Raw genomic sequence first — 24387 nt, 5'->3', positions numbered from 1 at the left:
GCTCAGTCCTTGCAGAGTTGATTGGCCTTGGCATACGGCATCGACTGTGACGTGAAGCCAAAGGTGCCGGATTGCTGGATTTCCTCAGCCGCGCGGAAGAACTCGCCGAACGCCGCCAGCGCCAGTGCCGACCCGGTGCTGATCCGCCGGACGCCCAGTTCCTCGAGCTGTTGCACGGTCAGTTTCAAACCGCCAGACATCAACACATTGACCGGTTTCGGCGCCACCGCTTGCACCACTGCGCGCACTTCTTCGGCGCTGCGCAAACCCGGCGCATAGAGCACGTCGGCACCCGCTTCGGCGAATGCCTGCAAGCGGCGAATGGTGTCGTCAAGATCGGGGTTGCCGTGCAGGTAATTTTCCGCGCGAGCGGTGAGGACGAAAGGAAACGGCAGGGTGCGCACCGCCGCGACAGCGGCTTCAATCCGTGCAACGGCGTGTTCGAAGCAATAGATCGGCGCGTCCGGACGTCCCGAAGCGTCCTCGATCGACCCGCCCACCGCGCCCGCTTCGGCGGCGCGCAACAGACTCTGCGCAGACTCGACCGGATCATCGGCAAAGCCGTTTTCCAGATCCACCGCCACCGGCAGATCCGTCGCTGCGACAATCGCCCGGACATTGGCCAGGGTCTCGTCGAGACTCAACGCGCCATCAGGCTTGCCTTGGGAAAACGCGTAACCGGCACTGGTGGTTGCCAAGGCCTGATAGCCAAGACCGGCGAGCATCTTCGCCGAGCCGGCATCCCACGGATTAGGGATGACGAAGATCCCCTGGCGATCATGCAGCGCTTTGAAGGCTTGGGCTTTGAGGCGTTGCTGTTGACTGACTTGGACGTTCATCGACGGCCTCCCGGGCAGAAAAAACCCGCCTCAGAGCAAGCCAAGCTGCTCGGCGGCGGGTTCTCTGTATAGCTCAGGCAGCGCGGGCAAGCCAGGCAAACGTTGCATCAGTTGGGCGTGAAAACGCTGCGCCAGTTTCGCTGCCAACAGGTTATCGGCGGTATGCAGAAAGACGTAGGGCGTGCGCCCCTCTTCGATCCATTCAGCAATCTTCGCCACCCACGGCACGAGAAACGCATCGTTGGCCTCAAGCTCGGGATGGCCGATGAAGCGCACCTGCGGAAACTGCGTGAACGCCGCCGGACGGGTCGGCACTCGCGGCTTTTTCGACTGCGCGTGGATCACCGAGGACTCGGTCGACAAGCAACTGAACAGCGCGCGCGGGTCGAGACAGATGCGCTCGACACCGCGATCCAGCAACAGACGATTGAGCAGACGCTCGCTCTCGCCCTTGGCGAAGAACTGTTCATTGCGCACCTCGACCGCAAGCGGGCAATCCAGCGCATCGATAAACGCCGCGAGCTCCGGCAGACGCTGCGGCGTGAAGCTTTTCGACAGTTGCAGCCACAGCGGCGAAACACGTTCGCCTAACGGCTTGAGTAATTGCAGGAAGGTTTCGGCAGCGGTCAGTTGCTCGCGCAAGTCGCCGCTGTGGCTGATGTCGCCGGGGAATTTGGCAGTGAAGCGAAAGTGCGCCGGCATGATCTCGGCCCAGCGTTGCACAGTGGCTGGCGACGGGCTGGCGTAGAAGGTGGTGTTGCCTTCAACGGCGTTGAACACCTGGCAGTAGAGAGCGAGAAAGTCGGAGGTTTTTGCGTCTACCGGATACAGATACTCGCGCCAGGCATTTTCGCTCCAGGACGGGCAACCGAGGTAGTAAGGCAGATCCATCAGATATACAGATCGAGGCCCAGCACGTCTGCGTCCCAATCGACAAAACCGGCGGTGCTCAGGTAGCTGGCCAGGGCCATGGCTACGCTTTTCTTCATCGCGCGGTGGTAGATCATGTCTTGCTGACGGGCAGGCAGGTTGCTCAGGCGTTGCGCGGTAGCTTGGGCAGCACGGGCGGCCAACTGCTCTTCGCTCGGGAATTCCAGCTCGCCGTCGATGATCTCGACGGACTCATCCAGCGCCGCATTGCCTTTGCGCGGCTTGCGCTTGATGGGGTAGGACTGAGTGGAAACGCCGTCTATACGCATAATGTCATGCTCGGTATCAATGATGGCAATTTAGCGGCACTTGACCGACTTAGCAAACCGCCGAGTGATAACTAGAACACATAAAGCGCAAAAGGTTTTAAGCGAGGGGGCAGAAACTGACGATTGGCGATATTTGTATGTGACCGCGAACCTGTGGGAGCGAGCCTGCTCGCGAAGGGTCCAGCACATTCAACACATGCATTGACTGAACAGAAGCTTTCGCGAGCAGGCTCGCTCCCACAGGAGAAAGTGTCGTATCAGCGGGCTTTTGGGGTGGCGACTTTATCGCGCAGGTAAACCGGCTGGGCGTCATCTGCCGGGATCGCCTCACCGCGCTGCCAGGCGTAACGCGCCAGGGTCAATAGGTCCTCGGCGTGGGGCAGCATGCCGGCGTCAGAGCCGCTCAGATTGACCGCAATGCGCTCGCCGTAACCCCAACCGGTACCGGCACCGAACCAATCGCCACTGGCATCAGTTGGCAACGCGGCGACTTCCGGTGGTAACACGGCTTCGGCGCCAACCAGACGCATCTCCCCCGCCGTCTCGCGGTAGCAGCCCCAATACACCTCATCCATCCGCGCATCGATCGCAGCCGCGACCTGGCTTACACCATGCTCACGAAAGGCACGCTGGGCCAGCACGGCAAGGTTGGATACCGGCAACACCGGACGATCCAGAGCAAAGGCCAAACCCTGCACCACACCAATGGCAATGCGCACACCGGTAAACGCGCCCGGGCCACGGCCGAAAGCAATCGCGTCGACCGCTTGCAGCGTGGTGCCGGCATCCGCGAGCAATTGCTGAATCATCGGCAGCAGCTTCTGCGCATGCAGGCGCGGGATCACCTCGTAATGGCTCGTGACCTTGCCGTCATGCAGCAAGGCAACGGAGCAAGCTTCAGTCGCGGTGTCCAGGGCCAGCAAGGTGCTCATCGATGTTTCCAAAACAGGGGTGGGAAAAAGTGCGTCAGTATAAACAACAACGGCCCGCAAGCGGGCCGTGGATGATGCAGCCGATCAGACTTTTCAGCTCAGCGCGGCCAGCACCTTGGTGGTGATTGCATCAACCGAACCCACACCTTCGATGTGGCTGTACTTTGGCTTGCCGCCGTTCTTGGCGGAAAGGTTCTGGTAGAACTCCACCAGCGGTTTGGTCTGCGAGTGGTAGACCGACAGGCGATGACGCACGGTCTCTTCGGTGTCGTCCTTGCGCTGCACCAGCTCTTCGCCGGTGATGTCGTCCTTGCCAGCCAGTTTCGGCGGGTTGTAGACGATGTGGTAAACGCGGCCGCTGGCTTCGTGAACACGGCGACCGGCGATGCGCTGAACGATTTCTTCGTCTTCTACAGCGATCTCGACCACGGCATCCAGCTCGACACCGGCAGTGACCAGCGCTTCAGCCTGCGGAATGGTGCGCGGGAAGCCGTCGAACAGGAAACCGTTGGCGCAATCAGGTTGAGCGATGCGGTCCTTGACCAGCGCGATGATCAGGTCATCCGACACCAGGCCGCCGGCATCCATGATGCTCTTGGCTTGCACGCCCAGTGGAGTGCCAGCCTTGACCGCAGCACGCAGCATGTCGCCGGTGGAGATTTGCGGAATGCCGAATTTCTCGGTGATGAACTTTGCCTGAGTACCTTTACCGGCCCCGGGAGCTCCCAGCAGAATGACGCGCATCGATGTGCTCCTCAATTTTTTATATAAAAGCTTTACAAAACAAAGGATTCGCTCGTAACCGGCGGATCCTGAAAATACGGGTCGTGGCCGCACAAACGGCCAAAGGCTGATCAAGATACACAGCAGGCTGCGCCCACACAAGACGCCAAAAGTCGGAGAAACCGACGCCCGCCGTGACCTCGCGACGCGGTAACCCAAGTCGCAACCCCTACATTAACTGTCGCCTCGCGGCACTTTCCTACGGCAGGAGAAGCGGCATCCGACCCTTTTCGCGAATGCCGCCTGAGGTGATCAGCAACCTTAGCCGGTATTGCGCAATCCGGCGGCAATCCCCGCCACAGACACCAGCAGCGCCTGTTCCACCGGGCTGCCCTGCTCGACATCCTGCTGCCGCGAACGCGCCAACAGTTCCGCCTGCAATAGATGCAGCGGGTCGAGGTAGGTGTTGCGCAAGCGGATGAATTCGAGGGTGTCCGGACTGTGCGCCAGCAGCTGCGACTGCCCGGTCAGACCGAGCACGACGGAGCATGCCTGCGACAATAGGTCGCGTAACTGCGCGCCCAATGGCAGCAGATCAGCTTCAACCAGACGCTCGTCGTAGGACTGCGCAATATCTGCATCAGCCTTGGCCAGGACCATTTCCAGCATATCGATACGGGTGCGGAAGAACGGCCATTGTTCGCGCATCTGCCCCAGCAACTCACCTTCGCCGCGCTCCAGCGCCTTGCTCAACGCAGTCTCCCAACCCAGCCAGGCCGGCAACATCAATCGGGTTTGGGTCCAGCCGAAAATCCACGGGATCGCCCGCAGGCTTTCGATACCGCCGGCGCGACGCTTGGCCGGGCGACTGCCCAGAGGCAAACGTCCCAATTCCTGCTCCGGGGTCGACTGCCGGAAGTACTCGACGAATTGCGGATTTTCCCGCACCACCTGACGGTAAGCGCTGACACCGTCCGCCGCCAATTCGTCCATCAGATGGCGCCATTCAGGCGTCGGCGGCGGCGGTGGCAGCAAGGTCGCTTCGAGCACGGCGGCCAGATACAGATTGAGGTTTTGCTCGGCGATGTCCGGCAGGCCGAATTTGAAACGAATCATTTCTCCCTGCTCGGTGGTGCGGAAACGCCCGGCCACCGAACCCGGTGGTTGCGACAGAATCGCCGCGTGCGCCGGACCGCCGCCACGCCCCACGGTGCCGCCGCGACCGTGGAACAACAGCAGTTCGACTTGCTGCTCACGGCAGATTTCCACCAGACGTTCCTGCGCCCGATATTGCGCCCACGCCGCAGCGGTGGTGCCGGCATCCTTGGCCGAGTCGGAATAGCCGATCATCACTTCCTGCGGGCCATGCAAACGCGCGCGATAGCCCGGCAACAACAGCAGACGCTCCATCACCGGCCCGGCGTTGTCGAGGTCGGCGAGGGTTTCGAACAGCGGCACCACGCGCATCGGCCGCAGTACGCCGGATTCCTTGAGCAGCAGTTGCACCGCGAGCACATCGGAAGCGGCGCCGGCCATGGAGATCACGTAGGAGCCCAGCGAAGCAGCAGGCGCGGCAGCGATTTCCTTGCAGGTGTTGAGCACTTCAGCGGTGTCCGCCGACGGTTTGAAATGCGCGGGCAGCAAAGGGCGACGGTTGCTCAATTCTTCGGTGAGGAAGTTGATGCGCTGTTCTTCGTCCCATTCCTCATAGCGGCCGAGGCCGAGGTAATCGGTGATTTCCGTCATCGCCGAGCTGTGCCGGGTCGAATCCTGACGCACATCGAGGCGCACCAGAAACAGGCCGAACGTCACCGCCCGACGCAGGCAATCGAGCAACGGCCCGTCGGCGATAACGCCCATGCCGCATTCGTGCAGCGAGTTGAAACACAACTGCAAAGGCTCGAGCAGGTCGCGATTATCGTGCAGCACATCGGCGGTTGCCGGGGTCGGCGCGGTCAACGCGGCATGCGCCCAGTTGCGTGTGGCGCGCAGGCGTTCGCGCAGTTGCTTGAGCACCGCGCGATACGGTTCGGCACTGTCGCCAGCCTTGGCCTTCAGCGCATCGCTGGCCTGCTGCATCGACAGTTCGGCAGCGAGATGATCGACATCGCGCAGGTACAAATCAGCGGCCATCCAGCGCGCCAGCAGCAAGACTTCGCGAGTGACAGCGGCGGTGACATTGGGGTTGCCGTCACGGTCGCCGCCCATCCACGAAGCGAAGCGGATCGGCGCGGCTTCCAGCGGCAAGCGCAGACCCGTCGCGGCGAACAGCGCCTGATCGGCCTTGCGCATATGGTTGGGGATCGCCTGCCACAACGAATGCTCGATCACCGCAAAGCCCCACTTGGCTTCATCGACCGGCGTCGGGCGGGTGCGGCGGATTTCTTCGGTGTGCCAGGCTTCGGCGATCAGCCGTTGCAGTTTGCTCTGGATCTGCTCGCGCTCGGCGCTGGTCAGGTCGCGATGATCCTGAGCGGCCAGTTGCGCGGCGATCGCGTCGTACTTCTGGATCAACGTGCGTCGCGCCACTTCGGTCGGGTGCGCGGTCAGCACCAGTTCGATTTCCAGCCGCGCCAGTTGCCGGGCCAGAGATTCGGCGCTGTGGCCTTCGCTGCGCAGGCGCGCGAGCAGTTCCGGCAACACCCGCGACTCGAACGGCGCCGGTTGCGACTCCTCGCGGCGATGGATCAGCTGGTACTGCTCGGCAATGTTCGCCAGGTTGAGAAACTGATTGAAGGCCCGCGCGACCGGAAGCAATTCGTCTTCACTCAATTGATTGAGGCTGGCGCTCAGTTCAGCGTCCATCGAGCCGCGCCGGTCGGCCTTGGCGCCTTTGCGAATCTGCTCGATCTTGTCGAGGAACGCCTCGCCGTACTGGTCTCGAATGGTGTTGCCCAACAGCTCTCCGAGCAGGTGAACATCTTCGCGCAAGCGTGCATCAATATCGGTCATCAGCAGTTCTCCAGCGGTAATCGGGGACAGCGCAGAAACGAATGCTTTGCCAGAGAGTGCCGCTCTGCGCCGCTTCTTACAAGCAGGCGACGAATTGACTTTAAACCTTGCCGGCGAAAGCTAGTCTCAACAGTAAGCCGTACGACGGCCCGCCGCCGGCGCTGCCGGACACTCACCCAGGCCTGCCATCAGCAGGCGCTAAATGAGGTCATCATGAAAATTCGTGAACTCGCCCAGCATTGGGAAGAAAACGCCAAAGGTCGCCTGACCGACACCGGCTACACGATTCATCTGGACGTCGAAGCCGCCGCAAGGCTGGCGGCGATTGCCGAAATGTACCCCAAGCGTCACCCCGAGGAACTGCTCGGCGAGCTGATCGGCGCCGCGCTTGAGGAGTTCGAAGCGAGCCTGCCGTATGTGAAGGGTTCAACAGTGGTGGCGACCGATGAGGAAGGCGATCCGTTGTATGAAGATGTCGGCCCGACGCCGCGTTTTCTGGCGTTATCGCGGCGGCATTTGCATGATTTGTCCTCGGCTGAGAACAAGCAGAAGCACTGATTCCTGACATCGAGAAAAATGTGGGAGCGGGCTTGCCCGCGATGGCGGCAGTTCAGTCAAAGATGTGCTGAGCACGATGGCCTCAGCGCTGGCAAGCCAGCTCCCACAGGGTGCGGATCATCCCTGATATCACCTTAAAACTCACCCGCGCGTACCGCTCCAAAGCCCCAAAGTTCCCGCCCCAGAGCCTTGTCCAAACGGTCAATTAAATTTTTGGCGATAGGCCATCTTTTCTGAACTTTTCAAAAATGCCGCCGGTCGGAACTGGTAACCACGCCTGGAACGAGCGTTTCAATTCGCGTCTACAAGCGATGCTTTCGCCTCCTCTGCCAGGATGGATTCAGTTGTATTTTCAGGAGATGCCTAATGGAGTTGAAGACCATGAAAACCCAAACCTCGTTTTCCCACCTGCGCGGTCTGAAACTGGCCGCTCTGGCCATCGGCACCAGCTTCGTACTGGCCGGTTGCGCCGGTAACCCACCGACCGAGCAGTACGCCGTGACCCAATCGGCCGTCAACAGCGCCGTCAGCGCTGGCGGTACCGAATTCGCTGCGGTGGAAATGAAGCAGGCTCAGGACAAACTGAAACAAGCTGAAATCGCCATGCACGACAAGAAGTATGACGAAGCCCGTCGCCTGTCCGAACAGGCTGAATGGGACGCTCGCGTCGCTGAACGCAAGGCTCAGGCCGCCAAGGCCGAACAGGCTGTGAAGGATTCCCAGAAAGGTGTTCAGGAACTGCGTCAGGAAAGCCAGCGCACTGTGCAGTAAGCGCGCATCCCGACCGCAAAGCTGAAACTCTTACCGATAGAAAGGACGAAAAATTATGCGTAAGCAACTGATGATTCCCGCTCTTCTGGCCGCAAGCGTTGCACTGGCTGCCTGCTCCACCCCGCCTAACCCGAACCTGGAACAGGCGCGCACCAACTACGCCGGCCTGCAGGCCAACCCACAGGCGAGCAAAGTCGCGGCACTGGAAACCAAAGACGCCAGCGATTACCTGGACAAGGCCGACAAGGCTTATCTGGACAAAGAAGATGCAGCCAAGGTTGACCAACTGGCTTACCTGACCAACCAGCGCGTGGAAGTGGCCAAGCAGACCATCGCTCTGCGCACCGCTGAAAACAACCTGAAAAACGCCGCTGCCCAACGCGCCCAGGCTCGTCTGGATGCCCGTGACCAGCAGATCAAACAGCTGCAGGACAGCCTCAACGCCAAGCAGACCGATCGCGGTACGCTGGTGACTTTCGGTGACGTGCTGTTCGCCACCAACAAGGCTGATCTGAAATCCAGCGGCTTGGTGAACATCAACAAACTGGCGCAATTCCTCCAGGAAAACCCGGATCGCAAAGTGATCGTCGAGGGTTACACCGACAGCACCGGCACCGCGAGCTACAACCAGTCGCTGTCCGAGCGTCGCGCGACTTCCGTGCAGATGGCCCTGATCAAGATGGGCGTCGACCCTTCGCGCATCGTCGCTCAGGGTTATGGCAAGGAATACCCGGTAGCGGATAACGGCAGCGTCTCGGGCCGTGCGATGAACCGTCGTGTGGAAGTGACCATCTCCAACGACAACCAGCCAGTAGCACCGCGTTCTTCGGTGAGCTCGAACTAAGCTCCACCCGGTAACGCAAAAGCCCCGCCTGAGTTGATCAGGCGGGGCTTTTTTGTGGGAGCAGACATCGTAGCCCCTCACCCCAGCCCTCTCCCAAGGGAGAGGGAGCCGATTTGTGTCGCTTTCAAAACTTGTGTTCGGCGCAATGGATCAGGTCGACTTAGCTTAAACAAACACCTCGGTCAGTCCCCTCTCCCTCTGGGAGAGGGTTAGGGTGAGGGCTGAACCTGCAGAATCACTCCTCCAGCTTCTGCGGGGTCTCTTCGCCCATACACCGCACGGCTTTTTTCTGCGCGTTGATCAACACCCCGGTCAGGCCTTTCTGTTCGGTATCGAACAGCACCAGCACGCCATCAATGCACTGCGCCACTTGCGGCGCAGGTGTCAGCGAGACTTTGTAGTCCTCGCCCGGCACGGTCTTGAGCATGGTGAATTCGTTTAGCAGCAACGCATCCTCCGGCTTGGCAAAGTGCAGGTAGCCGTAGTACCACAGCGCCCCGACGGTGCCGAGGATGCTGCAGATACCGGTGATGATCAGCGGGATGGCATTACGTTCTTCAGTCATTGCGGGGTCTCATCTTCGGAATTCGGGGGCGGCGGATAGTTGGGGATTTCGCCGAGGCGGCGCAGGCCGTCGAAGTGTTCGGGATCATCAAGGTAGCGCAGCATGACCTGACGCCACACCGGGTCGCCGAAGGTTTGCACATGACCGCCACGGGTCAGCTGCAACACCCGCGGCGGCGGCGCCGCTTGATACAGGCGAATGCCGTTGGCCATCGGCACCAGCGGATCGTCGATGCTGTGGAAGATCAGCTTGGGCACGCCGGTCAGCTGCGCCATCGAGTTGATCGCGCTGTCGCCATCCGGCACCAGCCACGACAGCGGCACCTGCAACGGCCAGGTCAGCCACGAAGTGCTGAGGGCGAATTGGCCGACACTGCGATAACTGGCCGGCACGCCATCCAGCACCAGGGCCTTGAGTTGTTTTTGCCGTTCCGGGTGCTGCGCCAGCCAATGCACCGACATCGCGCCGCCGAGGCTCTGCCCGAGCAGCACCAGCGGCTTGCCTTTGACTTCGGGCGCGTTGTCGAGCCAGGCGAACGCGGCGTCGATGTCCTGATAGATCGCCGGCAGGCTCGGCTTGCCCTCGGACAAACCGTAACCGCGATAGTCGACCAGCAGTACCTGATAGCCATTCTTCGGCAACCACCAGCTGCCGCCCAGATGCATCGGCAGATTGCCGCCGTTGCCGTGCAGATGCAGGACCGTGCCTTTGACCTCGACGCCAGGTTTGGCCGGCAGCCACCAGGCGTTGAGCTTCAAGCCATCAGCGGTGAGCAGGGTGATGGTGCGGTATTCGAGTTTGGCTTTGTCCGGGGTGAAGATCTGGCCCGGTTCAGGGTAGAACAGCAGCGAACTGCAACCGCCGAGGGTCAAGAGCAGGCAAAGAATGCCGAGGATTCTCATCCGGTGAAACCTCGCAAAGAAGAGAACTGAACACAAATCAAACCTGTGGGAGCGAGCCTGCTCGCGAAAGCGGTGTATCAGCCGACATCAATGTTGAAGGTGAAATCGCATTCGCGAGCAGGCTCGCTCCCACAAGGGGTTCGGTGGTGGGTCTAGAGGATATTGGAGTAATCCGCCTCAATCCGGTCCAGGCTCAAATGGTTGAGGAAGTTGGAGAAACACATCCACGCCGACAACGCATTCAAGTCACGGAACTGGTCAGGTAGATATTTCGGCGGCACCACCAGCCCTTCATCCACCAGTTGCCGCAAGGTTCGCATGTCTTCCAGTGTGGTCTTGCCACAGAACAACAGCGGAATCTGCTCGAGCTTGCCCTTGCGCACGGCCAACTGAATGTAGTTGTAAACCATGATGAAGCCCTTGAGGTAGGACAAGTCTTTGGTGAATGGCAGACCGGTGGGCGTCGAGCCACGGAACACCCGGCTGGCATTGCCGTAGCTTTCGGCCATCTCGAAACCCTGCTCGCGGAAGAATTCGTAAATCTGCAAAAAGTCGGCGCCCTCCTCGACCATATGAATCGCACGGGTGCGGTTGGTCAGTTTGCGCAGGCGACTCGGGTAAGAAGCGAAGGTGATGATTTCCATCAGGATCGCCAGCCCTTCCTGGGTCACCGTTGACGAGGGCGGGCCTTTGGACAGGAAAGTGCAGATAGGCTGGTTCAAGCCATTGAGCGTAGTGCCGACGTGCACCAGACCTTCGTGGACTTCCAGTGCGCGCACGTCGCGGTCGTTGAACAGCGCATCCGTGCGGATCTTGATGTAGTCGGCGCCCGCCGCGGCGTCGGCGACGATGCCGTCGGACTCGAACACGCGAATGGTTTCTTCGGCCTCACCGAATACCTTGTTCAGTCGGGTTTGCAGCAGGTGCACCGCGTCTTTGGCGGTAAGGATCTTCGGCTCGTCCTTCAGATCGCCGCGCCCGTCGATGTTGTTCAGGTAGTCGGACATCATCAGGCCGAGGTCGGCCAATGTCGGGTCACCGGCGTGGAAGGCATCGGACGCCGCGCCGTACAGCTCCTGCGAGATCAGTCCGAAGTCCTCGGTGCCACGCGCTTCGAGCATGCGCACCACCATGCGGTATTCCTTGCACATGCGCCGCATGATCTGCCCGACCGGGTTGAACTGGCCGAGCTGGCGGGTGATGTCGCGCTCGATGTTCTGGAATTCCAGTTTGACCTGGCTCGAATCGAACGACAGCGGGCGGTTGAGGTAGTAGTCGCGATCCACCGCCGGCATTTCCTTGCCTTTGGCCTTGAGAAAACCCTTGCGCACGTTGTCGTCCCACTTGACCGCATCGAGCACGCGGATCGGCGTCTGCGCCAGCACAATGCGATCGGACAACATGCGTATCGTCTGCTGGTAATCGTCCACCCGAAACTCCTGTAGAAAACGTGACGTGCTGAAACTCAGACTTTAAGCCTTTGCGGGAGCGGGCCTGCTCGCGAATGCACTGTGTCAGACAACGCAGATGTTGAATATCAGAGTGCTTTCGCGAGCAGGCTCGCTCCCACGGGGTGTAGCGTGAAACGCTAGACCGACGCCAGCACCAGGTGCATATACCGCGTCAGAATCCCGAGCATGTCCTCTTCGGCCAGAGGCTCGGCGTCATTGAGCAGGCCCTGATATTCCATCCGGCCGATAATCGCCGTCAACACCTTGGCATCCTGCTGTGGTTCGCGCGAGCCCAGTACCTGGAACAACTGGCAGGTGCCCTGCAACAGAATCTGCTGATGGGAGCGCACCAGAATGGCCAGACGCGGATTGAGCAGCGCTTCCTGGCGGAACGCCTGCTCGGCCATCAGATGTTCGCGACGGTTGATCAGTTGCCGATGCACGTAATCGGCCATCAACCGCGCTATGTCATCGGCCAATTGCGAGCGCGACTCCGGGCTGCCGTCGGCGCTGACCACCATTTCGCGCAGCAGCCCTTCATTATTGATCCACAACTTGGCCATGTACGCCGCGCTGCGTTCAACGTATTGGGCGAAGGTATCGGTGAGCAGGTCATCGATGTCCTTGAAATAATACGTGGTCGCCGACAGCGGCACACCGGCCTCCGCCGCGACCGCACGATGGCGCACGGCTCGCACGCCGTCGCGCACGACAATGCGCATCGCGGCGTCGAGAATGTCCTGGCGACGCTGCTCACTGCCCTGTCGGCTGGCCTTGCGGCCCTGGTACTGAACACTTTCAGCGACCGCAGTGGCGATACCCGCTGCACCTTCTTGAGCTATTGCACCCATCACGACAGCACTTCCTCTGCTATTTGCAAATTAACCAATTGATACATTTGTACCAGACAGGCAATAAAAAGCCGCCTGTTTTAGGCGGCTTTTCAACTGAAACGTTTACGCTTGCGGTCGCATGTGCGGGAACAGGATCACATCGCGGATCGACGGCGAGTTGGTCAGCAACATCACCAGGCGATCGATGCCGATACCTTCACCGGCGGTTGGCGGCATGCCGTACTCCAGCGCACGGACAAAGTCGGCGTCGTAGTGCATGGCTTCGTCGTCACCGGCGTCCTTGTCGGCCACCTGCGCCATGAAGCGCTCGGCCTGGTCTTCGGCGTCGTTCAGCTCGGAGTAGGCATTGGCGATTTCACGACCACCGATGAACAGCTCGAAGCGGTCGGTGACGTTCGGGTTTTCGTCGTTGCGACGGGCCAGCGGCGACACTTCGAACGGGTACTGAGTGATGAAGTGCGGCTGCTCCAGCTTGTGCTCGACCAGTTCTTCGAAAATCATCACCTGCAGTTTGCCCAGACCTTCGAAGCCCAACACCTTGGCGCCGGCCTTCTTGGCGATAGCGCGAGCCTTGTCGATGTCGTTCAGATCATCGGCGGTCAGCTCAGGGTTGTACTTGAGAATCGAGTCGAACACCGACAGACGCACGAACGGCTCGCCGAAGTGGAACACCTTGTCGCCGTACGGCACGTCGGTGCTGCCCAGCACCAGCTGCGCCAGCTCGCGGAACAGTTCCTCGGTGAGATCCATGTTGTCTTCGTAATCGGCGTACGCCTGATAGAACTCCAACATGGTGAATTCAGGGTTGTGACGAGTCGAAACGCCTTCGTTACGGAAGTTGCGGTTGATCTCGAAGACTTTCTCGAAACCACCGACCACCAGACGCTTCAGATACAGCTCAGGAGCGATACGCAGGAACATTTCCATGTCCAGCGCATTGTGGTGGGTTTCGAACGGCTTGGCCGCAGCGCCGCCGGGAATGGTCTGCAGCATCGGTGTTTCGACTTCGAGGAAGTCGCGCTTCATCAGGAAGCTGCGGATGTGCGCGATCACTTGCGAACGCACGCGGAAGGTCTGGCGCACGTCTTCGTTGACGATCAGGTCGACGTAGCGCTGGCGGTAGCGCTGTTCGGTGTCAGTCAGGCCGTGGTGCTTGTCCGGCAGCGGGCGCAGCGACTTGGTCAGCAGGCGCACGTTGGTCATTTCAACGTACAGGTCGCCTTTGCCGGAACGCGCCAGGGTGCCTTCGGCAGCAATGATGTCGCCCATGTCCCAGGTTTTCACCGCGGCCAGGATTTCTTCGGACAGTGTCTTGCGGTTGACGTAGACCTGAATGCGTCCGGTCATGTCCTGGATCACCATGAACGAGCCACGGTTGAGCATGATGCGACCGGCAACCTTGACCGGGATTGCAGCCTCTGCCAGCTCTTCCTTGGTCTTGTCCGCGTACTGTTTCTGCAAGGCATCGCAGTAGTTGTCGCGGCGGAAGTCGTTCGGGAAGGCATTGCCCTTGGCGCGCTCGGCAGCAAGCTTTTCCTTGCGCAGGGCGATCAGGGAGTTTTCTTCCTGTTGCAGGGCTTGCGGGTCGAGTTGTAGGTCGCTCATGTCTTTAAGTATTCCATCAGGTTCGTTGCCCCCAGCCTTCGGCTGGGGATCGCGGGCGAGCCCGCTCCCACAGAGGGTGTTACAGGCCGGATTTCAGGCTCGCTTCCAGGTACTCATCGATGTCGCCATCGAGCACCTTGTCGCAATCGCTGCGTTCGATGTTGGTACGCAGATCCTTGATCCGCGAGGCATCGAGCACGTAAGAGCGGATCTGGTGACCCCAGCCGATATCCGACTTGGTGTCTTCCAGCGCCTGCGAGGCCGCATTGCGCTTCTGCATTTCCTGCTCGTACAACTTGGCCCGCAGCATTTTCATGGCGGTGTCCTTGTTGGCGTGCTGGGAACGCTCGTTCTGGCAGCTGACCACGGTGTTGGTCGGTACGTGGGTGATACGTACGGCCGAGTCGGTGGTGTTTACGTGCTGACCACCGGCACCAGAGGAACGATAGGTGTCGATCCGCAGGTCTGCCGGGTTGATTTCGATTTCCACCTTGTCATCGATCTCTGGCGAGACGAAAACCGCGGAGAACGAGGTGTGGCGACGGTTGCCGGAGTCGAACGGGCTCTTGCGCACCAGACGGTGCACGCCGATCTCGGTACGCAGCCAGCCAAAGGCGTATTCGCCCTTGATGTGCACGGTCGCGCCCTTGATCCCGGCGACTTCACCGGCGGACAGTTCCATGATGGTTGCGTCGAAACCGCGTTTGTCAGCCCAGCGCAGGTACATGCGCAACAGGATGTTGGCCCAGTCCTGCGCTTCGGTACCGCCGGAACCGGCCTGGATGTCCAGGTAGGCGTTGTTCGGGTCCATTTCATGGCTGAACATGCGGCGGAATTCCAGCTTGGCCAGATTTTCCTCGAGACGGGCCAGCTCGGCGACGACATCGCCCACTGCGCCTTCGTCGTTCTCTTCGACGGCCATGTCCAGCAGGTCGCGGCAATCGGCCAGACCGCCGTTCAGTTCGTCGAGAGTGTCGACGATCTGCGCCAGCGCGGCACGCTCGCGGCCCAGCTCCTGGGCGTATTCAGGTTTGTTCCAGACACTCGGATCTTCAAGCTCGCGATTGACCTCGGTCAGACGCTCATGCTTTTGATCGTAGTCAAAGATACCCCCGAATAGTTTCGGAGCGCTCGGACAGGTCCTTGATGGTGTTCAGGATCGGGTTGATTTCCATGACGGGCAGCACTCGTTGGCGAACTTTTGAAAGCCGGCGAGTATAACGTAAACAGGCTGTCGCGGCAGCCCGTCTGGCGGTGAATGGGCCGAGATTGCTGCCCTCACCCTAGCCCTCTCCCGGAGGGAGAGGGGACCGATCGGGGGATATTTGAAACATACGCCGAATAGAATGGCTTCACCGAATCCGTGATCGCCAAGCCTGAAGATCCATAATCGCTGCGATCTCTCAGGTCGATGTCTGGCCCGAGACACCTCGGTCGGCCCCCTCTCCCTCCGGGAGAGGGCTGGGGTGAGGGCAACGGCCGTTACTCGATCCCGACCTGATTGCGCCCATTGTTCTTGGCCAGATACAAGCCGCGATCCGCCGCCGAAATCAGCAGCCGGCAATCACTGCCCGCCTGCGGCACCATGGTCGCCAGACCAATGCTGATGGTCAGACTGGAGCCCTCGGCCGGCGTGTTATGCGGAATTTTCAGCGCCGCCACGGTCTGGCGCAGTTTCTCGGCCAACAGCCGCGCGCCGCCCGGTGAAGTGTTCGGCAGCACCAGCACAAACTCCTCGCCGCCGTAACGCGCCGGCAGGTCCGACGGTCGCGCACTGGCCTCGCGGATCGCCGTGGCGACCTTGCGCAAGGCTTCGTCGCCTTCAACGTGGCCAAAACTGTCGTTGTACGACTTGAAGTAATCGACGTCGATCATCAGCAATGACAGCTGCGTCTGATCACGCAGCGAACGGCGCCACTCCAGTTCCAGGTACTCGTCGAAGTGCCGTCGGTTGGACAGCCCGGTCAGGCCATCGGAGTTCATCAGCCTTTGCAGCACCAGATTGGTGTCGAGCAATTGCTGCTGGCTGACCCGCAACGCTCGGTACGCGGCGTCGCGTTGCAGCAATGTCATGTAGGACCGCGAGTGGTAGCGAATGCGCGCGACCAGTTCGATGGTGTCCGGCAGTTTCACAAGATAGTCGTTGGCGCCAGCGGAGAACGCCGCGCTTTTGATCAGCGGGTCTTCCTTGGTCGAGAGAACGATGATCGGGATGTCCTTGGTCGCCGGATGATTGCGGTATTCGCGCACCAGGCTCAGGCCATCGAGGCCGGGCATCACCAGGTCCTGGAGAATCACCGTCGGTTTGATCCGCACCGCCTGGGCGATGGCCTGCTGCGGGTCGGAGCAGAAGTGGAAGTCGATGTTTTCCTGATTCGACAGCCCACGGCGCACCGCTTCGCCGATCATCGCCTGATCATCCACCAACAACACCATAGCGGCGTTTTCGTCGGTTTTAATGTCGTCGATCTGTAAATCATTCATGAGCGGTCACCTGAGTACTGCGGGGGCCTGGATTGCCGATCAACCTGTTCATTTGGGGAAAATCTCCAGCAATCGTGGCGCTATCTTTTCCAGCGGGCGGATTTCCACCGCGGCATCGATTGCCGCGGCAGCCTTGGGCATGCCGTACACCGCACTGCTGTGCTGATCCTGGGCGATGGTCAAATAACCCTGCTGGCGCATGAGCTTAAGCCCTTGCGCGCCATCGCGCCCCATTCCGGTCAATAAAACCCCGACCGCGTCACCGTTCCAGTAACTGGCAACGCTCTCGAAAAACACGTCGATCGAGGGGCGATAGATCTCGTTGACCGGTTCGGCGGTGTAGGCCAGCGTGCCGTTTTTCAACAGGCGAATATGGTGATTGGTCCCGGCCAGCAGCACCGCGCCACTTTGCGGCGGCTCGCCTTCACGGGCCAGACGCACATCGAGGCCGCTGGCGCTGGCCAGCCATTCGGCCATGCCGGCGGCGAACACCTGATCGACATGCTGCACCAGCACGATCGCGGCGGAAAAATCCTTCGGCAGGCCTTTGAGCAACACTTCCAGCGCCGCCGGCCCACCCGCAGACGAACCGATCGCCACCAGCCGCTGACGTGACGGCGAACTGCGCGGTGAACTCGGCGCCGGGCGCGAGCGCGGCGCCTTGTCGCCGATCAGCCAGCCGATGTTGAGGATCTTGCGCAACAACGGCGCCGCCGCTTCCTGGGCATTGCCGGCGCCGATCGCCGGCGTGTCGACCACGTCCAGCGCGCCGTGGCCCATGGCCTCGAACACGCGGTGCACGTTCTGCTGGCGGTCGACGGTGACGATGACGATCGCGCATGGGGTCTCGGCCATGATCCGCCGCGTGGCTTCGACACCGTCCATGATCGGCATGATCAGGTCCATCAAAATCAGGTCCGGCGTTTGTTCGGCGCAGCGTTGCACCGCCTCGGCGCCGTTGCTGGCGACCCAGATCACCTGATGCGCCGGCTCGAAGGCCAGCGCTCGGCGCAGGGCCTCCACCGCCAGGGGCATGTCGTTGACGATTGCGATCCTCATGCCCGCGCTCCCCCGATGAGCTCGACCACTGCATCGAGCAGGGCGTCGTCATGAAAACTGGCTTTGGCCAGATAATAGTCGGCGCCGGCGTCCAGTCCACGGCGGCGGTCTTCTTCGCGATCCTTGTACGACACGACCATCACCGGCAACGATTGCAGACGGTTGTCGCGGCGCAGCAGCGTGACCAGCTCGATGCCGTCCATGCGCGGCATGTCGATGTCGGTGATCAGCAGATCGAAGTTCTCCGAACGCAGCGCATTCCAGCCATCCATGCCGTCCACAGCCACCGCGACGTCATAGCCGCGATTGAGCAGCAGTTTGCGTTGCAGCTCGCGCACGGTCAGCGAATCGTCGACCACCAGCACCCGTTTGCGCGCCGCTTCGGCAGTTTGATTGCCGTGGCGGGCAATGCGCTCCAGACGCCCGGTGTTGAGCAGTTTGTCTACCGAACGCAGCATGTCTTCGACATCGACGATCAGCACCACCGAACCATCATCGAGCAAGGCCCCGGCGGAAATATCCTGAACCTTGCCCAGACGCTCGTCCAGCGGCAACACCACCAGCGTGCGCTCACCCACGAAGCGCTCGACAGCCACCCCATAAATCGCCTCGCGCTCGCGGATCACCACGACTTTCAGGGTAGCGCCATCGTTCTGACTGGCCGGGCGATTGAGCAACTGGCTGGCCGCAACCAGCCCGACATGCTGGCCTTCGTGCCAGAAATGCTGGCGTCCTTCGACCTGCACGATGTCTTCGGGGGCCAGATCGCACATGCGTTCGATGTGCGCCAAGGGGAATGCGTAAGCCTCTTCGCCGACTTCCACCACGAGGCTGCGTACCACCGAAAGCGTCAACGGCACCTCCAGATGGAAACGGCTGCCCTCGCCCGCCGTCTGCTCCAGCACCACGGCCCCACGCAATTGGCGGACCATATGCTGAACAGCGTCCAGGCCGACGCCACGCCCGGACACTTCGGTAACCTTGTCGCGCAGGCTGAATCCCGGCAGAAACAGGAAGGTCAGCAGTTCTTCTTCGCTCAATTGCGCTGCGGTTTCGGCTGGGGATAACTGCCGTTCGACGATGCTGCGGCGGACTTTCTCCAGATCGACGCCACCGCCGTCATCGCTGAGTTCCAACACCAGCAAACCGGCTTGGTGGGAGGCGCGCAGGCGAATCAGGCCTTCTTCCGGCTTGCCCTTGAGCAGGCGTTGGTCCGGGGATTCGATGCCGTGATCGACAGCGTTGCGCAGCAAGTGAGTCAGCGGCGCTTCGAGCTTTTCCAGCACATCGCGATCGACCTGGGTTTTCTCGCCTTCGATCTCCAGGCGCACTTGTTTGCCAAGACTGCGTCCGAGATCGCGAACCATGCGCGCCTGCCCGCTGAGCACGTCGGCGAACGGGCGCATACGACAGGCCAGCGCGGTGTCATAGAGCACTTGTGCACGCTGGCTGGCCTGCCAGGCGAATTCGTCGAGTTCGGCGTTCTTCTCGCTGAGCAATTGCTGCGACTCGGCGAGCAAACGTCGCGCATCTTCCAGCGACTCGAGCGCTTCCAGGCTCAGTGCATGCTCCTTCAGGTGCACATTGAGATTTTCCAGCGCGCGCAGGCCGTTGTTCTGCATGCGCTTGAGGCGCTGCATGGTCGCCAGATGCGGCTTGAGACGCTGGGTTTCCACCAGCGATTTGCTCGATAGATCGAGCAGGCTGTTCAGGCGTTCGGCAGTGACGCGCAAAACGCGCTCGCCGCCTTCGGTGGTGCGTTTGTTTTTGCGCGGAGTCGGCTCGGCGGGCTCGTCCATGATCGGCGCTGTCGCCGTTGGCGCAGGCTCGATCTGCAACTCGGCCATTGACGGCGTGGCAACCACAGCGGCTGGCGCCGAAGGATCGAGCAGACGCCCCATCAACGCGACGTAGGCTTCAATGTCCGTGGGTTGCGGCGCATTGGCCGGCGTGGCGATGCGCATCAGCAGGTCGGTGCCCTGCAACAACGCGTCGATGTGTTCGGGACGCAGCAACAAACGGCCTTCCTGCGCACTGACCAGGCAATCCTCCATGACGTGGGCGACGCTGACGCCGCTGTCGATGCCAACAATGCGCGCCGCACCTTTGAGCGAGTGCGCCGCGCGCATGCACGACTCCAGCTGATCGGCCTGGGTCGGATTGCGCTCCAGCGCCAGCAGCCCGGCGCTGAGCACTTGGGTCTGGGCTTCGGCTTCGAGACTGAACAGCTCGAGCAGAGAGGCGTCGCGCATTTGCTCGGGGGTCATGTCAGGCTCCGGGTCACGGCGGACAACAGCTGTTCTTCATCCAGCCAGCGCAGGCTGCGACCGCGATATTGCAGAACGCCACGGGTGTACTTGGCACTGTTCTGCGCACCGGACTGCGACGCGGCGTCGAGGATGCGCTCGTCGATGGCATGAATGCCGTCCACTTCATCCACCGGCACCACCACCGGCCCGCCGTGCGCGGCGATGATCAGCATGCGCGGCATGATTCGCCCGCCGCTGACCGGCGCAACGCTGGCGCCGAGGTCGAGCAGCTCCACCAGCGACAGGCACGCGACCAGTGCGCCACGGACATTGGCCACACCGAGCAAGGCCCGCGAGCGCTGGTGCGGCAGCGAATGTATCGCCTGCAACGGCGCAACTTCGACAAGCGTGCGCGTGGCCAGTCCGAGCCATTCCTCGCCGAGGCGGAACATCAGCAGCGAGCGGGTCTTGACGTCGGTTTCGACTTTGCTGACCACTGCTTCGCGCTGGTTCTGCTGCAACGAATAACGGTCGAGCAGGCGTGTGGCGGCGGCGGAATACACCGAGCAGTTGCGGCAATGAATGTGCTCTTCCAGCAACGGGCAGGACTTGTCGCCATGAATGCCGATGCGGTTCCAGCAATCGTCGATGGCGCGGGCGTCTTCGTGGGTAACGTTCAAGGTGTCGGACGCGCTCATCGTTTACGCTCACTGTCGGCGGTGCGCCCGCTGCGGGCGGCGCGCTCCTGCAATCGTCGGGCACCCGCCGTGTCGCCCTGAGCCTGTAGCAACGCGGCCAGGTGCATCAGCGCTTCGGGGTGTTGCGGTTCGAGGTACAAGGCCTTGCGATAGAAACCCTGGGCCTCGAGGCTCAGGCCGGCGACATCGCTGAGCAGGCCGAGCCAGTAGAACACCTGCGCCACCGGCTCATGGCTGCGCAGATAGTGTTCGCACGCGGCGCGGGCCTCGGCGCTTTTGCCTTCATTGGCCAATGCGGCGATTTGCGCCAGCAGCGTCGCGGCGTCGGGGTTGGCAGTTTTTTCGTTACCGGCAAAGCCGTCACGGCAGCGAACGGCCGATTGCGCACTGGCGCTGGCGGCGCGCTGCGCAATGGTTGGCTGACCGGCACGGCGACCGGTTTGGGCGTCGGCAGTGGTTCGGGGTGCGGCTCGCTGTGACGGCTGAAGGCGAACGACTGCGGGATGCCGATCGAGCGCATGCCCAAACGCCCGAGCAGACTGCCCTCCGCCGGGCCGATAAACAGCACGCCGTCAGCATGGGTCAGGCGCTTGAGCACTTCGAACACCTGCTTTTGCGTCGGCTGGTCGAAGTAGATCAGCAGGTTGCGGCAGAACACGAAATCGAAGGCTGGCTCGCTCGCCAACAGTGTCGGATCGAGGACATTGCCGACTTGCCAGCGCACCTGCTCGCGAACGTATTCGTTGACCCGGTGGCCGTCCTGCTCAGGCATGAAATGCCGATCGCGAAATTGCAGATCCTGCCCGCGAAACGAGTTCTTGCCGTAAACAGCACGGCGCGCCTTGTCCACCGACAACGGGCTGATGTCCATGCCGTCGACCTTGAATTGATGCGGCTGCAATCCGGCATCAAGCAAGGCCATGGCAATCGAGTAGGGTTCTTCGCCGGTCGAGCACGGCAGGCTCAGAATTCGCAGCGCGCGCATATTATTGAGTTCTTTAAGCCGACCTCGCGCCAGTTTGCCCAGCGTCGCGAAAGATTCCGGATAACGGAAAAACCACGTTTCCGGAACGATCACCGCTTCGATCAGCGCCTGCTGCTCGTCCCGCGAGCCTTGCAACAGCTGCCAATATTCGTCGGCGTGGGCGGCCTGGGACAGGGTCGTGCGCTGGCGCACGGCACGCTCGATGATCGCCGCGCCCACCGACGCGACATCAAGGCCGATGCGTTCCTTGAGGAAATCGAAAAAGCGCTGCTCACTGCTCATGGCTGCGCCTCAAGCTGCGCCGGATCACGCGGCGGATCGGGGAACAGCAAGCTGCGCACGGCGTCATCGAGCAAGTCATTGACCCGCACCCATTGCAGCAATCCCTGCGCATCTTCGCGCACCGGGCCGAGGTACGGCGCCTCACGGTTGTCGAGGCCGTAAGGCTGGAAATCTTGCGGATGACAGCGCAGCGTGTCGGTGGCCTGCTCGAGAATCAGCCCGAGCCATTGTGCTGATTGCGATTGATCCGGCTGATAATTGACCAGCACCAGCCGCGTGCTGGTGCGCGCCTCGGCGGGCTGGCCAAAAGTCAGCGCACTGAGGTCGATCACCGGCACCACCGCCCCGCGATAGGCGAACACCCCGGCCACCCAGTGCGGCGCCCGGGCAATCGGCTTCAACGGCAGGCGCGGCAGCACTTCGGCCACTTCCGTGGCGCGCAGGGCATAGCGCTCGTTGCCGATGCGAAACAGCAGAAACAGCGCCTGCTTCGCCACTGGCGCGGCGCCACGTTTGGCGATGATTTCGCTCATCAGACTTTGAATCGCGAAACGCCGCTGCGCAGGCCGACGGCCACCTGGCTCAGTTCGTCGATAGCGAAACTGGCCTGACGCAGCGATTCGACGGTCTGGCTGCTGGCATCGCCCAACTGCACCAGCGCATGGTTGATCTGCTCGGCGCCAGTGGCCTGGGCCTGCATGCCTTCGTTGACCATCAGCACGCGCGGCGCCAGCGCCTGCACCTGATGGATGATCTGCGACAGCTGCTCGCCGACCTGCTGCACTTCCGACATGCCGCGGCGCACTTCTTCGGAAAACTTGTCCATGCCCATCACCCCGGCCGACACCGCCGACTGGATCTCGCGAACCATCTGTTCGATGTCGTAGGTGGCAACGGCGGTCTGATCGGCCAGACGCCGGACTTCGGTGGCGACCACGGCAAAACCGCGACCGTACTCGCCGGCCTTCTCGGCTTCGATCGCTGCGTTGAGCGACAGCAGGTTGGTCTGGTCAGCCACTTTGACGATGGTCACCACCACCTGATTGATGTTACCGGCCTTCTCGTTGAGTATCGCCAGTTTGGCGTTGACGAGATCCGCCGCGCCCATGACCGAGTGCATGGTGTCTTCCATGCGCGCCAGGCCTTGCTGGCCGGAGCCGGCGAGCACCGAGGCCTGATCGGCAGCGGTGGACACTTCGGTCATGGTGCGCACCAGATCCCGCGAAGTCGCGGCGATCTCACGGGAGGTTGCGCCGATTTCGGTGGTGGTCGCTGCGGTTTCGGTGGCGGTGGCCTGTTGTTGCTTGGAAGTGGCGGCGATCTCGGTGACCGAGGTGGTCACCTGCACCGAGGAGCGCTGGGCCTGGGATACCAGCGACGTCAGCTCGGTCATCATGTCGTTGAAGCCGGTTTCGACCGCGCCGAATTCGTCCTTGCGATCGAGGTTCAGGCGCGAGCTCAGATCACCGGTGCGCATGATGTCGAGGATGGTCACGATGCGGTTCATCGGCGCCATGATCGCGCGCATCAACAGCAGACCACAGAGGCCGGCGGCCAGCACCGCAACCAGCAGGGAAATGACCATGCTGACTTTGGCCGTTGCCACCGCGTCGTCGATATTGGCCATGGCGGTATCAGCGACGACTTTGTTCTCGCCAATGATGTCGTTGAGTTTCATCCGACCGGTGTACCACGCCGGGGTCAGTTTCTCGTTGAACAGCTTGATGGCATCGGCTTCCAGATTGCGCTTGTGCAGGTCCAGCACGGCATCCTGAATCTGGATGTAGGTGTCGTGGTACTTCTCGAACAAGGCGAATTCGGAGCGGTCTTCATCGGTGGCCATGGTCTTGCGATAGTTGGCCATCTGCTCTTGCAGACGCGCCTCGAACGCCTTGTAGTCCGCTGCGTCTTCGCTGGAAACGCCCTGGCCTTCCTTGAGGCCGAGCAGCTCCTGGGTCTGCAAATAACTGTCGACCCATGCACCACGAATCATCGAGCTGTAATAGACGCCGGGAATGGCATCGTCGCGCACGCTGTTTTCACTGGCCTCGATTTTCAACAACCGCGAGTAGGACAGCACCACCATCAACAGCATGATGGCGATAATCACCGCAAAGCTCGCCAAAATGCGTTGGCGCAACGTCCAGTTCTTCACAGTGAATCCTCGTGCCTGATCGAAATGCGGGGAGTATAGCCGAGGGCGGTGTTTCATTTATAAGACGCTTTCGCTGGCAGCACTGTCCTTGTGGGAGCAAGCCTGCTCGCGAAGGCCACACCGCAGTCCCGGCAAATACCCAACTGCGCAAGAAGTTGCGCAGTTGGTCGTAATATTTCAGGACCTAAATCCTCTGCAGCTCAAGCGGCGCAAGGCCTGCAGCCAAGTGCGCAAGAAGTTGCGCAGTACTGCGCAACTTCTTGCGCACTTTCTCCCGACT

Annotated in this window: 21 protein-coding genes and 1 pseudogene; 3 read left to right on the top strand and 19 right to left on the bottom strand. The window is 61.2% G+C overall.

Features of this window, described 5'->3' with window-relative positions; genetic code table 11:
* Nucleotides 1-2: 2 nt before the first annotated feature.
* The 6 genes from AB4O45_RS18645 to ppc form a co-directional block, all read right to left on the bottom strand.
* Nucleotides 3-839 carry an isocitrate lyase/PEP mutase family protein gene (locus AB4O45_RS18645; protein ID WP_256810829.1) on the bottom strand — a complete coding sequence of 279 codons (837 nt, stop codon included), beginning with the start codon at nt 837-839 and terminating at the stop codon, nt 3-5.
* Nucleotides 840-869: 30 nt separating this feature from the next.
* Nucleotides 870-1730, bottom strand: a complete 861-nt coding sequence (locus AB4O45_RS18640) for a DUF72 domain-containing protein (RefSeq protein ID WP_041478155.1) — start codon at nt 1728-1730, stop codon at nt 870-872.
* Complete coding sequence (locus tag AB4O45_RS18635; RefSeq protein ID WP_016771497.1) at nt 1730-2038, bottom strand: hypothetical protein; 309 nt, start codon at nt 2036-2038, stop codon at nt 1730-1732. Before AB4O45_RS18635 ends, AB4O45_RS18640 begins: the two co-directional genes overlap by 1 nt.
* A gap of 257 nt (nt 2039-2295) precedes the next feature.
* A complete protein-coding gene (gene tsaB, locus AB4O45_RS18630; protein WP_256810825.1) occupies nt 2296-2970 on the bottom strand; it encodes a tRNA (adenosine(37)-N6)-threonylcarbamoyltransferase complex dimerization subunit type 1 TsaB in 675 nt (224 codons plus the stop codon).
* A gap of 93 nt (nt 2971-3063) precedes the next feature.
* The gene (adk, locus tag AB4O45_RS18625) at nt 3064-3714 is read right to left on the bottom strand and encodes an adenylate kinase (RefSeq protein WP_056783171.1); all 651 of its coding nucleotides are present in this window, start codon (nt 3712-3714) and stop codon (nt 3064-3066) included.
* Nucleotides 3715-4014: 300 nt separating this feature from the next.
* Entirely contained in the window at nt 4015-6645 is a 2631-nt protein-coding gene (ppc, locus tag AB4O45_RS18620; protein WP_252883244.1) for a phosphoenolpyruvate carboxylase, read from the bottom strand.
* A gap of 213 nt (nt 6646-6858) precedes the next feature.
* Between ppc and AB4O45_RS18615 the strand changes: the two genes are divergently transcribed.
* From AB4O45_RS18615 to AB4O45_RS18605, 3 genes are all read left to right on the top strand, one after another.
* Nucleotides 6859-7203 carry a hypothetical protein gene (locus tag AB4O45_RS18615; RefSeq protein ID WP_016771500.1) on the top strand — a complete coding sequence of 115 codons (345 nt, stop codon included), beginning with the start codon at nt 6859-6861 and terminating at the stop codon, nt 7201-7203.
* A 366-nt stretch (nt 7204-7569) separates the two neighbouring features.
* On the top strand, nt 7570-7974 hold the full coding sequence (locus AB4O45_RS18610) for a DUF4398 domain-containing protein (RefSeq protein WP_024011747.1): 405 nt from the start codon (nt 7570-7572) through the stop codon (nt 7972-7974).
* Nucleotides 7975-8029: 55 nt separating this feature from the next.
* Nucleotides 8030-8818 (top strand): OmpA family protein, encoded by a 789-nt coding sequence (locus tag AB4O45_RS18605; protein WP_024011746.1) that lies wholly within the window; start codon nt 8030-8032, stop codon nt 8816-8818.
* Nucleotides 8819-9053: 235 nt separating this feature from the next.
* Here the strand turns inward: AB4O45_RS18605 and AB4O45_RS18600 are convergent, their stop codons facing one another.
* The 13 genes and pseudogenes from AB4O45_RS18600 to AB4O45_RS18540 form a co-directional block, all read right to left on the bottom strand.
* Nucleotides 9054-9383, bottom strand: a complete 330-nt coding sequence (locus tag AB4O45_RS18600; protein WP_258707654.1) for a hypothetical protein — start codon at nt 9381-9383, stop codon at nt 9054-9056.
* The gene (locus tag AB4O45_RS18595; protein ID WP_150743254.1) at nt 9380-10285 is read right to left on the bottom strand and encodes an alpha/beta hydrolase; all 906 of its coding nucleotides are present in this window, start codon (nt 10283-10285) and stop codon (nt 9380-9382) included. The genes AB4O45_RS18600 and AB4O45_RS18595 overlap by 4 nt, the downstream gene beginning before the upstream one ends.
* 152 nt (nt 10286-10437) lie before the next feature.
* Nucleotides 10438-11688: a flavohemoglobin expression-modulating QEGLA motif protein gene (locus AB4O45_RS18590; RefSeq protein ID WP_166554750.1), complete on the bottom strand. Its 1251-nt coding sequence runs from the start codon at nt 11686-11688 to the stop codon at nt 10438-10440.
* A gap of 185 nt (nt 11689-11873) precedes the next feature.
* Nucleotides 11874-12587 carry a TetR/AcrR family transcriptional regulator gene (locus AB4O45_RS18585; RefSeq protein WP_056783159.1) on the bottom strand — a complete coding sequence of 238 codons (714 nt, stop codon included), beginning with the start codon at nt 12585-12587 and terminating at the stop codon, nt 11874-11876.
* A 105-nt stretch (nt 12588-12692) separates the two neighbouring features.
* Complete coding sequence (gene lysS / locus AB4O45_RS18580; protein ID WP_460160420.1) at nt 12693-14195, bottom strand: lysine--tRNA ligase; 1503 nt, start codon at nt 14193-14195, stop codon at nt 12693-12695.
* A 79-nt stretch (nt 14196-14274) separates the two neighbouring features.
* Nucleotides 14275-15370, bottom strand: a protein-coding gene (gene prfB, locus AB4O45_RS18575; RefSeq protein WP_099758102.1) for a peptide chain release factor 2 whose coding sequence is annotated in 2 segments (ribosomal slippage) — nt 14275-15297 and nt 15299-15370 — 1095 coding nt in all. Because the reading frame shifts where the segments join, the coding sequence is not laid out codon by codon here.
* 307 nt (nt 15371-15677) lie between these two features.
* Nucleotides 15678-16679: a response regulator gene (locus AB4O45_RS18570; protein WP_041478162.1), complete on the bottom strand. Its 1002-nt coding sequence runs from the start codon at nt 16677-16679 to the stop codon at nt 15678-15680.
* Nucleotides 16680-16727: 48 nt separating this feature from the next.
* Nucleotides 16728-17738 carry a chemotaxis response regulator protein-glutamate methylesterase gene (cheB, locus tag AB4O45_RS18565; protein ID WP_150636279.1) on the bottom strand — a complete coding sequence of 337 codons (1011 nt, stop codon included), beginning with the start codon at nt 17736-17738 and terminating at the stop codon, nt 16728-16730.
* On the bottom strand, nt 17735-20005 hold the full coding sequence (locus AB4O45_RS18560; RefSeq protein ID WP_150636277.1) for a hybrid sensor histidine kinase/response regulator: 2271 nt from the start codon (nt 20003-20005) through the stop codon (nt 17735-17737). Before AB4O45_RS18560 ends, cheB begins: the two co-directional genes overlap by 4 nt.
* On the bottom strand, nt 20002-20685 hold the full coding sequence (locus AB4O45_RS18555) for a chemotaxis protein CheW (protein ID WP_252877506.1): 684 nt from the start codon (nt 20683-20685) through the stop codon (nt 20002-20004). The genes AB4O45_RS18560 and AB4O45_RS18555 overlap by 4 nt, the downstream gene beginning before the upstream one ends.
* Nucleotides 20682-21952: pseudogene (locus AB4O45_RS18550) on the bottom strand (CheR family methyltransferase). The gene AB4O45_RS18555 and the pseudogene AB4O45_RS18550 overlap by 4 nt, the downstream one beginning before the upstream one ends.
* Nucleotides 21949-22485, bottom strand: coding sequence for a chemotaxis protein CheW (locus tag AB4O45_RS18545; RefSeq protein ID WP_130928068.1), 537 nt, complete (start codon nt 22483-22485; stop codon nt 21949-21951). The pseudogene AB4O45_RS18550 and the gene AB4O45_RS18545 overlap by 4 nt, the downstream one beginning before the upstream one ends.
* The gene (locus AB4O45_RS18540; RefSeq protein ID WP_110645874.1) at nt 22485-24107 is read right to left on the bottom strand and encodes a methyl-accepting chemotaxis protein; all 1623 of its coding nucleotides are present in this window, start codon (nt 24105-24107) and stop codon (nt 22485-22487) included. Before AB4O45_RS18540 ends, AB4O45_RS18545 begins: the two co-directional genes overlap by 1 nt.
* Nucleotides 24108-24387 lie beyond the last annotated feature (280 nt).

This window comes from Pseudomonas sp. S2_B10 (genome assembly GCF_054668425.1).
The sequence above is the reverse complement of the archived record's forward strand: the minus strand, read 5'-3'. Positions and strand labels throughout refer to the sequence as shown.